The organism is Bradyrhizobium sp. MI1.11 (assembly GCF_055811255.1).
Map to the genome: position 1 here is coordinate 27893 of NZ_JBVVPM010000014.1, position 13311 is coordinate 41203.

Sequence of the window (13311 nt, forward strand, 5' to 3'; positions counted from 1 at the left end):
GGCTGTGCACCCAACGGTCCGATCAGCTTCGTTGCTGGGGACTGGCGCAGCAGGCATCTGTGACAGGCTGGCCGCACTGCAACATTCAAGTTGCGTGCCAGCTTCGACGAAATGAAAATGTGTGTAGTATCAGGTAATTAAGAGCGCCTTGGGGAACTCTTGGCTCTGGAACTCTTATGAAATTCGAGCAGTCGGCCTAAAATTTAGACTCGGATCTCCAGCGCTCAAAAACGATGCAGGCCCGAATCACACCTTCCAGCGACCCACCTCGAAGGCTTCGAGATGCCCCCGAATATTGGCGGGATCGAAGGCGGGGCCGGCGAATGCGCCGAATGCCGCGGGGGCTTGGGCGGGCGGCCGGCGGCCGAGGGCGCCGTCGTAGAGGTCGGGCCTGAACACGGCCATGGCCGTCTTGACGCCGTCGGCCGTCAGCGTCGTCTGCCCCCAGCGAACCATCTGCGCATAAAGCCAGGCGGCCTGGACCGGATCGGGGCGCCCTGCTTCCTCGCGTCCCACCAGGAGGTAGCTGCCGCTCTCGCGAAAGGTGCCATCCGGCGAAATCTTGAGGCGCCCCGTGAGGGTGCGCTGAATGACTTCGGCATCGACACCGATCCGCTCGGGCTGCGCCAGGATCTGCGCCGCTTCGGTCCGGTTTTCCGGATGCTCGATGAACTCGGCGGCTTTCACCGCCGCGCGCACCAGGCTGGCGACCACGTCCGGATTCTTGTCGGCCCAGACCTGGCGGAGCGCCAGCACCTTCTCCGCCGCATGGGCCAGGATGTCGGAGACGAAATGCAGGATGTGGCCGATCCCGAGATCGACCGCGATCGAATTCCAAGGTGCGCCGACGCAGAACGCATCGACATGCCCATTGGCGAGACTGTCGACCATATAGGGCGGCGGCAGCACCACCAGCCGCACGTCCTCGTCGGGATCGACGCCGGCCGCCGCCATCCAGAACCGCAATTGGTAATTGTGGGTCGAGAACGGGAAGGTCATGCCGAAGGTCAACGGGTCGGCCCCCGCTTTGCGCCGCTTGGCGACCACACGCGCCAACGCTTTTGCCGTGGCGAGCGGATCGAAGCGGTCGCCGTCGATCTCCTCCATCAGTGCCGCATGAAGCGCCGGCGAGACCGTGATCGCGTTGCCGTTGATGCCGAGATTGAAGGGCGCCGCGATCGGCACCTTGACATGCCCGAGACCGAGCGAGGACGCGATCGCGACGGGCGCGAGCAGGTGCGCGGCGTCGAACAAGCCGATATTGAGCTTGTCGCGGACGTTGGACCAGGAGACCTCGCGGACCAGTTCGACCTCGAGCCCTTCGGCCGCGGCAAATCCCTTGTCGACGGCAACGATCAGCGCTGCGGCATCGACCAGCGGAATGAACCCGATGCGGAGGGGAGTGGTCATTTCAGCATCTCCGACGCGGTGATGATCGACTGGGCGATCTCGCCGATTTTCTTCTTCTCGCGCATCGCGGTGGAGCGCAGCAGCACATAGGCCTCGTCCTCGGTCAGGCCCTTCAACTTCATCAGGATGCCCTTGGCCTTCTCGATGACCTTGCGATCCTCGAGCTGCGACTTGGTACGCTCCAGCTCCTCCTGGAGTTTCGCGAAGGCATTGAAGCGCGACACGCAGAGGTCGAGGATCGGCTTGATGCGCTCCTTCCTCAGCCCGTCGACGATGTAGGCGGAGACCCCCGCCTCGACCGAGGCCTGGATCGAGGATGAATCGCTCTGGTCGACGAACATCGCGATCGGCCGCTTCACGGCGCGGCTGACCTGGAACATCGCTTCCAGCACGTCGCGGCTGGGGTTTTCCAGGTCGATCAGGATGATGTCGGGGTCGACCGCATAAATACGGGCGAGCAGGCTTTGCATCTCGCTGATATGAACGATCTGCGTGAATCCGGCCTCCCGCAACCCTTCCTCGAGGATCGCAGCCCGGATCGGGCTTTCGTCGACGATCACGATTTTGGGCGACTGTTCGGCGCTCATTGCTCACTCACCACCAGTGATTCATCCATAGCATGCCCGCCGGCCATGCAAAGGGTTGTAATTATGGGCAATTGGGACTAGCTCAACCCTGTCAATCAGGCAGATTTGGATATGGATCAGACGGCTGCGCCGAAGGTCAGCTTCGTGTCGCTCGGGTGCCCCAAGGCTTTGGTGGATTCCGAGCGCATCATCACGCGCCTGCGCGCCGAAGGCTACGAGCTCGCCCGCAAGCATGACGGGGCCGACATCGTCATCGTCAACACCTGCGGCTTCCTCGACAGCGCCAAGCAGGAATCGCTCTCGGCGATCGGCGAGGCCATGGCCGAGAACGGCAAGGTGATCGTGACCGGTTGCATGGGCGCGGAACCCGAGCAGATCGAGCAGGCCTATCCTGGCGTGCTCTCCATCACCGGCCCGCAGCAATATGAGAGCGTGCTGGACGCCGTGCATCGCGCGCTGCCGCCCGCCCACAATCCGCATCTCGATCTGGTGCCGCCGCAGGGCATCAAGCTGACGCCGCGGCACTATGCCTATTTGAAAATCTCCGAGGGCTGCAACAACCGCTGCACCTTCTGCATCATTCCGAAGCTGCGCGGCGACCTGGTCTCGCGACCGGCCAACGACGTGTTGCGCGAGGCCGAGCGCCTGGTCGGCGCCGGCGTCAAGGAGCTGCTGGTGATCTCGCAGGACACCTCGGCCTATGGCGTCGATCTGAAATACGCCGAGAGTCCGTGGAAGGATCGCCAGGTCCGCGCCAAATTCATCGACCTCGCGCGCGAGCTCGGCGAATTGGGCGCCTGGGTCCGCTTGCAATATGTCTACCCCTACCCGCATGTCGACGAGGTCATCGCGCTGATGAACGAGGGCAAGGTGCTGCCCTATCTCGACATCCCGTTCCAGCATGCAAGCCCCGAGGTGCTGAAGGCGATGAAGCGCCCGGCAGCGCAGGACAAGACGCTGGCGCGCATCAAGCGCTGGCGCGAGCAATGTCCCGATCTCGCTCTGCGCTCGACCTTCATCGTCGGCTTCCCCGGCGAAACCGACGCGGACTTTGCCTATCTGCTCGACTGGCTGGACGAAGCCGAGATCGATCGGCTCGGCTGCTTCAAGTACGAGCCGGTCGCCGGCGCGACCGCGAACGCGATCGAGAACCCCGTGCCGGAAGAGATCAAGCAGGAGCGCTACAACGCGCTGATGGCGCGCCAGCAGAAAATCTCCGCGCGCAGGCTGAAGCGCAAGGTGGGCACCCGCCAGCAGATCATCATCGACGAGGTCGGCCCGACCGTCTCAAAGGGCCGCTCCAAGGCCGATGCGCCGGAGATCGACGGCGCCGTCTACCTGTCGAGCCGCCGCCCCTTGCGCGTCGGCGAGATCGTCACCGCCAAGATCGAGCGCGCCGACCAATACGACCTGCACGGCAGCGTCGCGGGATTCTGATCTTCCGCTGTCGCGGTCAGTGCAGCGACGAACTCTCCGCTCCCTCTCCCGCAAGCGGGAGAGGTCGCGAGCCGTCGCTAAGCTACGGCAACATCACGCCCGCCGTTCGCTTCTCCCGACGCCTGCTGTTCGTCACGTGCGGCGAACACTTCCTTGGCTGCGAACAGCCCGTTCAGCGCCGCCGGGAAGCCCGCATAGACGGCCATCTGCATGATGACCTCCACGATCTCGTCGCGAGACAGCCCGACGTTCAGACCCGCCTCGATATGCACCTTGAGCTGAGGCGCGGCATTTCCGAGGGCCGTCAGCGCGGCGATCGTCGCGATCTCGCGATCGCGCAGGCCGAGGCCCGGGCGGCAGTAAATGTCGCCGAACGGAAACTCGATCACGTATCGTGCGAAATCCGGAGCAATGTCGGCGAGTGAGGCGACGACCGCTTCACCAGCTCTGCCGTCAATGCGTAACAGGGCCCGCTGTCCGCGATCGAAGCGGCTTTCGTCTTGCGTTTGGGCGTGCGTCATTTTCCTTCGTCCTCTGTTCGTCGCTGGCATAGCCGGCGATCTTGGTATCAAGGACGAGCAGGCATTCCTGGAGTTCGGCAATCTGCGTGCGCACCTGTTCGCGGTGGACTTCCAGCATCTGCCGCCGGCTTGAGCCGGTAGCGTCGCCTTCGTCACGAAGCGCCGCGTAACGCAACATGTCCCGGATCGGCATTCCCGTGGTCTTGAGCCGACCAAGGAATGCGATCCATGTGAAGATCGATGCGTCAAAGTCACGCTGGCCGGAGCGATCCCGGTCGGCGTATGGCAGCAGCCCGATGCGCTCGTAGTAGCGCAGCGTGTGCGTCGACAGGCCGGTTCGTTTTGCGAGGTCGCCGATCTTCATGTGTGCCCGTTCTCGTACTGACGCATGTACAGATACCCCTTCGAGCGCGCTCTAAGTCAAGGGGGATCGAAGGTGCAAAGATTTCGGCGCGCCGGCGGGGCGGCAGCGTCGCGGCAATCCGGGCTTCAAGATCCCGCCAGCCATTTCGGCACCCAGCGCTCCGGCCGCGGCGCGCGGGCAAGATCGGCTTGTGCCTCGGACAACTTCGCAGGCTCGCCGTCGATGCTCGGGCGCACATCGTATTCGAAGTTGGGCATGACGCGGCCGTCGGCATAAAGCCCGAAGTTCATCGCGTACCACAGCCCGAGCTCAGGCTGCGCGCGGCGCATCTCCTCGCGCAGATCGCGCAGCAGGGATTCGATCGCGGCGGCTTCCTCGAACGGCTGCGGCCCGCCCGTCAGCACACGCGCCTGGTATTGCCTGCCGACGATCGCGATCTCGAAGCTCGTCCTATCCCAGGGCTTCTTGCCCTTCGGTAGATGCGCGGCGAGGCGCCAGCCGAGTTCGGCCATCAAGCGATGATTGGCCCAGTAGTCTTCGCGATCCCGGCTCCATTTTTCCATGAAACCGCGAAAGTCGGGCAGCTCCGACGGATCGTCATCGGGCGCCGCCATCTCCCCGCTCAGCCGTCCGATGAGCCATTGCGCAAGTTCGACCGTCTGGCATTCGACTTCGTCGTGCGGCTTCAGATCGCTCCAGGCCTTGTCGAATTGTTGCGACGTCAGTTTTGCGAGCAGGCCATCGAGGCTCGGTGCCAGCAGCTCGTAATCGCCCTCGGACCCAAGCCCCACGATCGGCGGATTGTCACGGTCGAGACCCGCGCCATACCAGCCGCCAACAGCCGAGCCATCCGGCAACCGCATGAACAGCGAAAACCTGTCGCGCAAGGGACTGCCGTCGACAATCGGAGCGTGATCGGAGAATTGGCCTTGCAAGGAGAAGCAGCCGACGCTGCCCCAGGGGCGCCCCTCCAACCAGCCGGCGAAGTCCAGCAACAGCGACGGCGCCTCGATGCCCGGCGGAAACGCGCCGCGAATGCTGTCGAGGTCGATCGGATAAGGCGTGTCGGACAAGGTTTAAAACTATCTGGTTGGTCCCGCCCCTCTTGGTCCGAACCGTCATGCGTTCGGTTCGAGCCAATTCGCGTCCTGTGATCACAAACGCGCTAGAGACATAATGGTTTCCAGGCGCGCATCTCTCACCTGCCCCATGCACGCTGCGCGTGTGGTTTGTAAAGCGCCCGCTTGACAAGCCCCACCTTTCGCATGTATTGCCGCGCACCATGATCAACGCTCGGACCCATCAGCGCACCGAAATGCTCCGCCGTCGCTCCCGCGACGATGAGAGGGTGCGCCATGTCCGACGACGCCGCTGAAGCACTGAATTCAGCGTAAGTTTTCGAGAAGGCCGCACCCGCAAGGTGCGGCCTTTTTGCTGTTCGCGCGCCCTTTTCCCCCGCCTCCAGAGGAGTTCGACATGACCAACGCCACCCATCCGTATGACGCGTTGATGGACATCACCGCTCGGCCCAAGGCCGTGTTCGTCCGTGGCGCCGGCTCCTACCTCTGGGACGACAACCGCAAGCGCTATCTCGATTTCGTGCAGGGCTGGGCCGTCAACTGCCTCGGCCACTCCCCGCCCGCGATCGCCGACGCGCTTGCCGCGCAGGCCAAGCGGCTGCTGACGCCGAGCCCGGCCTTCTACAACGAGCCCAGTCTGAAGCTCGCGCAGGCACTGGTCGCAAACAGCGCGTTCGACCAGGTGTTCTTCGCCAATTCCGGCGCGGAAGCCAACGAGGGCGCGATCAAGCTCGCGCGCAAATATGGCGGCATCCACAGAGGTGGCGCATTCGAGATCATCAGCTTCGAAGGCAGCTTTCACGGCCGCACGCTGGCGACGATGTCGGCCTCGGGCAAGAAGGCCTTTGAGCCGCTGTTCGAGCCGAAGGTCGCCGGTTTCAAGAAGGCGAAGCTCAACGACATCGCGTCGGTCGAAAAGCTGATCAACGACAACACCGTCGCTGTGATGCTCGAGCCTATCCAGGGTGAATCAGGCGTGTGGCCGGCGACCGATCAGTTCTTGCAGGAGTTGCGCGCCCTCACCGACGCGCACGGCCTCCTCCTGATCTTCGACGAGATCCAGACCGGCATGGGCCGGACCGGCAAGCTCTTCCACTACGAGCACACCGGCATCGCCCCTGATATCATGACGCTCGGCAAGGGCATCGGCGGCGGCGTGCCGCTCGCGGCGCTGCTCGCGACCGACCGCGCCGCCTGCTTCGAGCACGGCGACCAGGGCGGCACGTTCAACGGCAACCCGATCATGTGCGCGGCGGGACTGGCGGTGCTCGACGAGGTCAGCAAGCTGGATTTCCTGAAGACGGCGACCGAAACCGGGCTGCTGCTTGAAAGCGAATTGCAGAAGGTCTCGGCGCGGCATGGGCTTGGCGAAGTGCGTGGCCGCGGCCTCCTGCTCGCGCTCGACCTCAAGCTGCCGATCGCGCCCGGCATCGTCGCGCAGGCGTTCGAGGCCGGCGTGCTGCTGAACGCGCCGCAGGTCGACACGTTGCGCTTCATGCCGGCGCTGAACGTCACGCGGGCCGAGATCGCCGAGATGATCGATTGTCTGGACGGGATTTTGACCAGGGCAGGCGCGGCACGGCGCGTGGCGTGACGCGTTCGTCGTTGCGAGGAGCGAAGCGACGAAGCAATCCAGACTGCCTCAATGGAAAGATTCTGGATTGCTTCGCTTCGCTCGCAATGACGGCGAGCTACGGCTTCAAGATCGACGCGCCGGTGGTCTTGCGGCTTTCGAGATCGATATGCGCCTTGGCGGCGTCCTTGAGCGCGTAGGCATGGTTGATCGGCACGTGCAGCTTGCCGTTGATGACGGCGGCGAACAGCGTGTCGGCGCCTTCCAGCAATTCCTTGCGCGTGCCGATATAGTCGTTGAGCTTGGGCCGGGTCGCAAACAGCGAGCCGTGGGTGTTGAGCTCGGCGATCGAGAACGGCGGCACCGGGCCCGAGGCATTGCCGAAGGAGACGAACATCCCGCGCGGCTTCAGGCAGGACAGCGAGCCCGGGAATGTCGCCTTGCCGACGCCATCATAGACCACGTCGCAGCCCTCGTTGCGGCTGATCTGTTTGACGCGCGCGACGAAGTCTTCCTCGTTGTAGAGGATGACATGGTCGCAGCCATTGGCCTCGGCAAGCGCAGCCTTCTCGCGCGAGCCGACGGTGCCGATGACGTGGGCGCCCATGGCCCTCGCCCATTGGCAGGCGAGCAGGCCGATGCCGCCCGCCGCGGCATGGATCAGCACGCGATGATGCGGCTCGACCTTGAAGGTCTTGTGCAGGAGATACCACACGGTCAGCCCCTTCAGCATCAGCACGGCGCCCTGCTCGTGGGTGATGTGGTCGGGCAGCTTGACCAACCGCTCCCAGGGGATGTTGCGCTCCCCGGTATAGGCGCCGAGATTGTGGTAGTAGGCGACGCGATCGCCCGGATGGAAATTCGTCACGCCCGGCCCGACTGCGAGAACCTCGCCCGAGGCCTCGTTGCCGGCGATGAAGGGCAGCCCCGGCGCCTTGTAGAGGCCGGTGCGGTAATAGACGTCGATGAAGTTCAGGCCGACGGCATGCTGGCGGATGCGCACCTCGCCGGGCCCGGGCGCCGGAACATCGACGCTCTCATAGACCAGGGCTTCGGGGCCTCCGACCTTGTGCACACGGACGGCTTTGGTCATCACCTGACCTCCTCTTCTGGCGGACCAGCGAAAGACATCGCGCCCGCCTTGTCAACTCGACCCGGCTGAACGTCTAGACCGACGGCTTGCCGGTTTTCCTGCGGTTGCGTTTTGCCAGCACGTTGAAGAACTCGACCGCCGCCGAGAACGCAATCGCGAAATAGATGTAGCCGCGCGGGATGTGGAATTGGAATCCGTCCGCAACCAGCGCGACGCCGATCAGCACCAGGAAGGCCAGCGCCAGCATTTTCGTGGTCGGGTGCTCCGCGACGAATCGCGACACCGGCCCGGACGAAATGTACATGATGAGACAGGCTATCACGACGGCCGCGATCATGATCTCGAGGTCCTGCGCCATGCCGATCGCGGTGATGATCGAGTCCAGCGAGAACACCATGTCGATGATCACGATCTGGACGATGACCCAGAAGAAAGCGTTACGAGGGGACTTTTCGTCGCCCTCGCCGTCATCGGCTTCGACCTCGCCATGAATCTCGTGCGTCGCCTTCGCGATCAGGAACAGGCCGCCGCCGATCAGGATGAGGTCGCGCCAGGAGAAGCCGTAACCCGAAAACGAAAACACCGGCGCGGTCAGGCCGATCAGCCAGACCAGGAGGCTGAGCAGGATGATGCGGAAGATCAGCGCCAGCGCCAGCCCGATCTGGCGGGCGCGGTGCGCCTGCTTCTCGGGAATGCGCGAGACGATCACCGACAGGAAGATGACGTTGTCGATGCCGAGTACGATCTCGAGCGCGGTCAGGGTGAGGAGCGCGGCCCAGGCTTCGGGGCTGGTCAACAGGTGCATCATGCGAAGGATCTTGTCAGCCGTATCAATGCGTCGCTAAAGCTGATCCAGAGCGCGATCGCGCAGAGCGCGACAGTCACGCCGGTGCCGACGCGAAAGTCCATCTGCAGCGTGTAGAAGGAGAGCAGAGCCCAGATCGCGATCAGCGACATCGTCAGCCAACGCAGCCGCACGACGCGCACGGGATGCAGCACGTGGAACGGCACGAAGGTCAGCACCACCAGGGCCGCGACCAGCAGCGTCGAGAGCAGCGGCGACCAGTGCAGCAGGAACAGATAGAACGCCGCCGCATTCCACAGCGCCGGAAAACCGCGGAAATGATTGTCCTCCGCCTTCATGCGCAGATCGGCGAAATATAATGCGCTGGTGACGATGATGGCGACGCCGAGCAAGGGTGCTGCGACCGGCAGCAGCAAGCCGCTGGCCACGATCGCATAGGCCGGCACGAAGACGTAGGTGACGAAATCGACCACGAGATCGAGCACGTCGCCCGACCAGTTCGGCTGCACGTCCTTGACGTTGAGCCGCCGCGCGATCGGACCGTCGATCGCGTCGATGATGAGGGCGACGCCCAGCCATTGAAACATCGCCGCCCAGTGCTCGCGCACGGCCTCAAGCATCGCCAGCAGCGCGATCGCCGCACCGAACGCGGTGAAGATGTGCACCGAGAAGGCGGCGGCGCGGATCGCGGGCCTGGGCTTCAGGGAATCCTCTTGGCTTTCCATGGCTTCTGCTATCAGAATGACACCGGTTTGCACATAAGCCATTGCGTCGCCCGGTCGCACAATTCGTCATAAAATCAGGGAAATATCAGTGGGCTTGAATTTGCCGCGGGGCGTGTCAAATGTCGTTCCATGACAGATGCATCGACACTTTTTGACGCGGCCGTGATCGGCGGCGGACCGGCGGGACTTAGCGCAGCCATCGCATTGGCGCAGGCGGGCGCACGGACCGCGCTGGTGGCGCGTCGCGTGCCCTATGCCGACAATCGAACCACGGCGCTGCTCGGTGCCTCCGTCGATCTGCTGGAGAGCCTCGACGTCTGGCCGCGCTGCAAAGACAAGGCGGCCGCGCTCGAAATCATGCGACTCGTCGACGACACCGGCCGGCTGTTTCGCAGCCCCGAGGTCCGGTTCTCCTGCCACGAAATCGGCCTCGATGCCTTCGGTTACAATATCGACAACCGCTCGCTGATGCTGGCGCTGGAGGCGCGCGCGGCCGAACTGCCCGATGTCGTCCGTTTCGACGACGAGGCCGAAACTGTCGTCATCGAAGCCGATGACGTCGCGATCCGCACCGCGGCTGCGCAATTTCTCTCGGCCCGCCTCGTGGTCGGCGCCGACGGCCGGCATTCGCTGTGCCGCCAAGCCTCCGGCGTCGCGGTGACGCGGCGCGAGCTGACCCAGACGGCGCTGACCTTCAATGTCGGCCACGCGCGGCCCCATCGCAACGTCTCGACCGAGTTCCACACCCCGCATGGCCCTTGCGTGTTCGTGCCTCTGCCCGGCGATCGCTCCAGCGTCGTCTGGGTCTCGGCGCCTGCGGACGCAGAGCGACTTCGCGGCCTGAGCGACGAGGAATTGTCCGCCGCGATCGAGAAGCAGTCCCATTCGATCCTCGGACGCATGACGGTGGAGCCGGGCCGCCATTTGTTCCCGCTGGCGATCGAACGTCCAAAATCCTTTGGTCGCGACCGCATCGCGCTGGTCGGCGAAGCCGCCCATGTGGTTCCCCCGATCGGCGCCCAGGGCCTCAATCTCGGCCTTCGCGATGCCGCCGACATTGCGAGGCTCGCAGGCGAGGCCATCGCGGCCGGTCAGGATCCCGGCGCGCCCGACGTGCTCAAACGTTACGACCGGGCGCGGCGTCCGGACATCCTGAGCCGGACTTTTGCGATCGACATCGCCAACCGCTCGCTGCTCAACGATTTCCTGCCGCTCCAGCCTGTCCGCGCGGTCGGCATGCACCTGCTTGGCGCGATCGGCCCGCTGCGCCGCTTCGCCATGCGCGAGGGGCTGACGCCGACTTGGCGGAAGTAACCGCCGCTCAAGGAAACGCCAGCCGCCCGGTCTGGATCGCCCACATCACGCTGGTCAGCGTGACAACGGACGCAAAGGTCCCAAGGAGCACTGCGACGGAGGCGGATTCGATCCAGGCGTCGTTCTGCCGGGCGATGACGAACACGTTCAACGCCGGCGGCAGCGAGGCCATCAGCACGGCGGTCGCGGCCCAGGGCTGCGCGAACGGGCCGAACGCCAGCATCAGGCCGAAAGCTGCGAGCGGGTGGATCAGGAGCTTGATCGCGATCACGCCCGGCACTTCCCACGGGACCCGATCGAACGGACGGAGCGCCACGGTGACGCCGAGCACGAACAGCGCGGTCGGGGCGGCTGCGTTCTGGAGGAAGGTGATGGTGCGATCGAGCGCGACCGGCATCTCGATATGCAGCGATGCGAAGGCCGCGCCGAAACAGGCCGACATGATCAGCGGGTTGAGCACGATCTGCTTCAGCACGACGCCGAAGGCATGCACGATCGAGGGATGATCGCGGTCCGAGAGCTCAATCAGCAGCGGCACGATCGTGAACAGAAAGATGCTGTCGCAGCAGAAGATCAGCGCAGTCGGCGCCGAGGCCTTCGGCCCGAGCACGGCGAGCGCCAGGCCCGGTCCCATGTAGCCGATATTACCGTAGCCGCCCGAGAGCCCGGCAAGCGTCGCCTCGCGCAGTGTCAGCCGGCCGAGAACCTTGCCGATCACCAGCGCGAGTGTGAACGCCGCAACCGTCGACAGCGTGGTCGCGACCAGGAACGGCGGGTTGTTCAATTCCGAAAACGGCGTCTTCGACATGATCGCAAACAGCAGCGCCGGCAGCGACACATAGAGCAGGAAGAAGTTCATCCAGGCGAGGCCCGATTCCGGAAGCGACTTGACCTTGCCACAGGCGAATCCAACGAAGATTAAGCCGAAATAAGGTAGAGCCAGATTGAGGATATCGACCATTGATGAAGTGTTTTCTGAAGATTGTGGGGTTATCTGCCCCGCAACCGCGGGTTAATTCCAGATCAGGGCACTAGCATCGGCCACAATCCTGGTCTATCGACGGGGAATGATTAAAGCGCGGACCGCCAAATTCCAGATCGGACAGGTCGTGCGCCACCGGATCTTCTCGTTCCGGGGCGTGATCTTCGACATCGATCCGGAATTCAACAACACCGAGGAGTGGTGGCTGTCGATCCCCGAGGAGGTGCGGCCCCACAAGGACCAGCCGTTCTATCACCTGCTCGCGGAGAACTCGGAGTCGGAATACGTCGCCTATGTCTCCGAACAGAATCTCGTGCCGGACGATTCCGGCGAGCCGGTCCGGCATTCCCAGGTCGCCGAGATCTTCGTCAAGGACAAGACCGGCGGTTACCGCCCGCGGAATCCATCGCTGAACTGAGTTTCGCCGCCACCAACTGGCCAGCAAAAAAGGCGCTCGAACCGAGCGCCTTTTTCATGTGCGGGATTGATCGCTGATTACTTCTGTCCGGCCGGAGCGGCGCCAGGCGCTTGCTGCTGCTTCTTCTGCAGCTCTTCAGCCTTCTTCTGGAGCTCTTCCTGCAGCTTCCTCTGAGTTTCCTCGAACACCTTCGGATCGGTCGGCGGACCGTCATAGGCCTTCTGGAATTCGCCGGCGAGCGGCAGCGGCAGCGTCAGCGGTGCGCCGTTGGCATTGATCGCCTGAACAACGAGGTTCTGGCCCTTCTTCATGTTGTTGATGAACTCGGGCGTGGCCTCGTAGTCGGACATGCAGCCGTTCTGGAAGCAGATCACATACGGGCTCTGCAACGGCGGATTGTTGTCCACGATGATGCGGGTGCCGTGCACCAGCTGCATGCCGAGCGGCAGCGTCACGCGCAGGATCTTCTTCGGCTCGCCTTCGGGCTCGATGATGACGGCTGCGATGACCGGCTGGCCCGACTCGATACGGCCGTCCTTGCCGGTGAAGCAGACCTGCTTGGCGTTGGCGTCCTGGCCCTTGAGGCAGAACTTGGTCCAGGGGGCATAGATCAGCTGGATCTGCTGATCGGCCGGCTGGGCCGCGCCCTGCTGCGCCGGAGCGCCTTGGGCGGGTGCCGGTTGGGCGGGTGCCTGAGCGGCCGGCGCCGGCGCTTTTGGGGCAGCCTTCGGAGCGGCCTTCGGAGCCGCCTTGGGCGCGGGCGCGCCCGGAGCCGGCGCCTGAGCCTCGGCGGCAAACGGGACGGCCAACGCCGTCGCCGTCAACAAGGCGAGAAGTCGCCCGCGCGGCCGGACGGACGCGGCCAAGTAACGGAAATTCATTGCGGAAAACCCTTTCTAAACGGGAAGTGCCCGAACCGCTTCGACGCACCGAACCTGGCCGCCTTGGGCGCGGCTCTCTCCCCGTCAAATGAGGCGGATAAGTGACGGCTCGGCGCTCGTGC

14 protein-coding genes are annotated in these 13311 nt (G+C 64.1%); 4 read left to right on the forward strand and 10 right to left on the reverse strand.

Annotated features, from left to right (window positions below):
• Nucleotides 1-246 precede the first annotated feature (246 nt).
• Nucleotides 247-1410 (reverse strand): CmpA/NrtA family ABC transporter substrate-binding protein, encoded by a 1164-nt coding sequence (locus AC0L30_RS16285; RefSeq protein ID WP_473404707.1) that lies wholly within the window; start codon nt 1408-1410, stop codon nt 247-249.
• Nucleotides 1407-1997: an ANTAR domain-containing response regulator gene (locus tag AC0L30_RS16290; RefSeq protein WP_473404708.1), complete on the reverse strand. Its 591-nt coding sequence runs from the start codon at nt 1995-1997 to the stop codon at nt 1407-1409. The genes AC0L30_RS16285 and AC0L30_RS16290 overlap by 4 nt, the downstream gene beginning before the upstream one ends.
• 111 nt (nt 1998-2108) lie before the next feature.
• Between AC0L30_RS16290 and rimO the strand changes: the two genes are divergently transcribed.
• On the forward strand, nt 2109-3434 hold the full coding sequence (gene rimO / locus AC0L30_RS16295; protein WP_007590900.1) for a 30S ribosomal protein S12 methylthiotransferase RimO: 1326 nt from the start codon (nt 2109-2111) through the stop codon (nt 3432-3434).
• A gap of 77 nt (nt 3435-3511) precedes the next feature.
• Here rimO and AC0L30_RS16300 read toward each other — a convergent pair whose 3' ends face one another.
• The 3 genes from AC0L30_RS16300 to AC0L30_RS16310 all read right to left on the reverse strand — a co-directional run bounded on the left by AC0L30_RS16300 (nt 3512) and on the right by AC0L30_RS16310 (nt 5392).
• Nucleotides 3512-3955: a carboxymuconolactone decarboxylase family protein gene (locus AC0L30_RS16300; RefSeq protein ID WP_473253630.1), complete on the reverse strand. Its 444-nt coding sequence runs from the start codon at nt 3953-3955 to the stop codon at nt 3512-3514.
• Nucleotides 3888-4319, reverse strand: coding sequence for a MerR family transcriptional regulator (locus AC0L30_RS16305; RefSeq protein WP_473404709.1), 432 nt, complete (start codon nt 4317-4319; stop codon nt 3888-3890). The genes AC0L30_RS16300 and AC0L30_RS16305 overlap by 68 nt, the downstream gene beginning before the upstream one ends.
• 125 nt (nt 4320-4444) lie before the next feature.
• Nucleotides 4445-5392, reverse strand: coding sequence for a hypothetical protein (locus AC0L30_RS16310; RefSeq protein ID WP_473253631.1), 948 nt, complete (start codon nt 5390-5392; stop codon nt 4445-4447).
• A gap of 403 nt (nt 5393-5795) precedes the next feature.
• Here AC0L30_RS16310 and AC0L30_RS16315 point away from each other — a divergent pair, with 403 nt between their 5' ends.
• Nucleotides 5796-6992, forward strand: coding sequence for an acetylornithine transaminase (locus AC0L30_RS16315; protein WP_473404710.1), 1197 nt, complete (start codon nt 5796-5798; stop codon nt 6990-6992).
• A gap of 97 nt (nt 6993-7089) precedes the next feature.
• Here AC0L30_RS16315 and AC0L30_RS16320 read toward each other — a convergent pair whose 3' ends face one another.
• From AC0L30_RS16320 to pcsA, 3 genes are all read right to left on the reverse strand, one after another.
• Nucleotides 7090-8064 carry a quinone oxidoreductase family protein gene (locus AC0L30_RS16320; protein ID WP_007590887.1) on the reverse strand — a complete coding sequence of 325 codons (975 nt, stop codon included), beginning with the start codon at nt 8062-8064 and terminating at the stop codon, nt 7090-7092.
• A gap of 73 nt (nt 8065-8137) precedes the next feature.
• Nucleotides 8138-8872 carry a TerC family protein gene (locus tag AC0L30_RS16325; RefSeq protein ID WP_473404711.1) on the reverse strand — a complete coding sequence of 245 codons (735 nt, stop codon included), beginning with the start codon at nt 8870-8872 and terminating at the stop codon, nt 8138-8140.
• Nucleotides 8869-9636, reverse strand: coding sequence for a phosphatidylcholine synthase (gene pcsA, locus AC0L30_RS16330; RefSeq protein ID WP_219684364.1), 768 nt, complete (start codon nt 9634-9636; stop codon nt 8869-8871). Before pcsA ends, AC0L30_RS16325 begins: the two co-directional genes overlap by 4 nt.
• Nucleotides 9637-9723: 87 nt before the next feature.
• Here pcsA and AC0L30_RS16335 point away from each other — a divergent pair, with 87 nt between their 5' ends.
• Nucleotides 9724-10908, forward strand: a complete 1185-nt coding sequence (locus tag AC0L30_RS16335; RefSeq protein WP_473404712.1) for a UbiH/UbiF family hydroxylase — start codon at nt 9724-9726, stop codon at nt 10906-10908.
• A 7-nt stretch (nt 10909-10915) separates the two neighbouring features.
• Here the strand turns inward: AC0L30_RS16335 and AC0L30_RS16340 are convergent, their stop codons facing one another.
• Entirely contained in the window at nt 10916-11869 is a 954-nt protein-coding gene (locus tag AC0L30_RS16340) for an AEC family transporter (RefSeq protein WP_354160822.1), read from the reverse strand.
• 106 nt (nt 11870-11975) lie between these two features.
• On the opposite strand from AC0L30_RS16340, the gene hspQ reads away from it, so the two are divergent.
• Nucleotides 11976-12308: a heat shock protein HspQ gene (gene hspQ / locus AC0L30_RS16345; protein ID WP_007590865.1), complete on the forward strand. Its 333-nt coding sequence runs from the start codon at nt 11976-11978 to the stop codon at nt 12306-12308.
• Nucleotides 12309-12385: 77 nt separating this feature from the next.
• On the opposite strand, the gene AC0L30_RS16350 is transcribed toward hspQ, so the two are convergent.
• Nucleotides 12386-13189: an invasion associated locus B family protein gene (locus tag AC0L30_RS16350; protein ID WP_219684367.1), complete on the reverse strand. Its 804-nt coding sequence runs from the start codon at nt 13187-13189 to the stop codon at nt 12386-12388.
• Nucleotides 13190-13311: the final 122 nt, after the last annotated feature.

Coding starts and splice junctions, on each gene's coding strand:
- pcsA (WP_219684364.1), bottom strand. CDS start 9,636: ATGGCTTATGTGCAAACCGGTGTCATTCTGATAGCAGAAGCCATGGAA.
- AC0L30_RS16300 (WP_473253630.1), bottom strand. CDS start 3,955: ATGACGCACGCCCAAACGCAAGACGAAAGCCGCTTCGATCGCGGACAG.
- AC0L30_RS16350 (WP_219684367.1), bottom strand. CDS start 13,189: ATGAATTTCCGTTACTTGGCCGCGTCCGTCCGGCCGCGCGGGCGACTT.
- AC0L30_RS16315 (WP_473404710.1), top strand. CDS start 5,796: ATGACCAACGCCACCCATCCGTATGACGCGTTGATGGACATCACCGCT.
- AC0L30_RS16290 (WP_473404708.1), bottom strand. CDS start 1,997: ATGAGCGCCGAACAGTCGCCCAAAATCGTGATCGTCGACGAAAGCCCG.
- AC0L30_RS16305 (WP_473404709.1), bottom strand. CDS start 4,319: ATGAAGATCGGCGACCTCGCAAAACGAACCGGCCTGTCGACGCACACG.
- rimO (WP_007590900.1), top strand. CDS start 2,109: ATGGATCAGACGGCTGCGCCGAAGGTCAGCTTCGTGTCGCTCGGGTGC.
- AC0L30_RS16340 (WP_354160822.1), bottom strand. CDS start 11,869: ATGGTCGATATCCTCAATCTGGCTCTACCTTATTTCGGCTTAATCTTC.
- AC0L30_RS16335 (WP_473404712.1), top strand. CDS start 9,724: ATGACAGATGCATCGACACTTTTTGACGCGGCCGTGATCGGCGGCGGA.
- AC0L30_RS16285 (WP_473404707.1), bottom strand. CDS start 1,410: ATGACCACTCCCCTCCGCATCGGGTTCATTCCGCTGGTCGATGCCGCA.
- AC0L30_RS16325 (WP_473404711.1), bottom strand. CDS start 8,872: ATGATGCACCTGTTGACCAGCCCCGAAGCCTGGGCCGCGCTCCTCACC.
- hspQ (WP_007590865.1), top strand. CDS start 11,976: ATGATTAAAGCGCGGACCGCCAAATTCCAGATCGGACAGGTCGTGCGC.
- AC0L30_RS16320 (WP_007590887.1), bottom strand. CDS start 8,064: ATGACCAAAGCCGTCCGTGTGCACAAGGTCGGAGGCCCCGAAGCCCTG.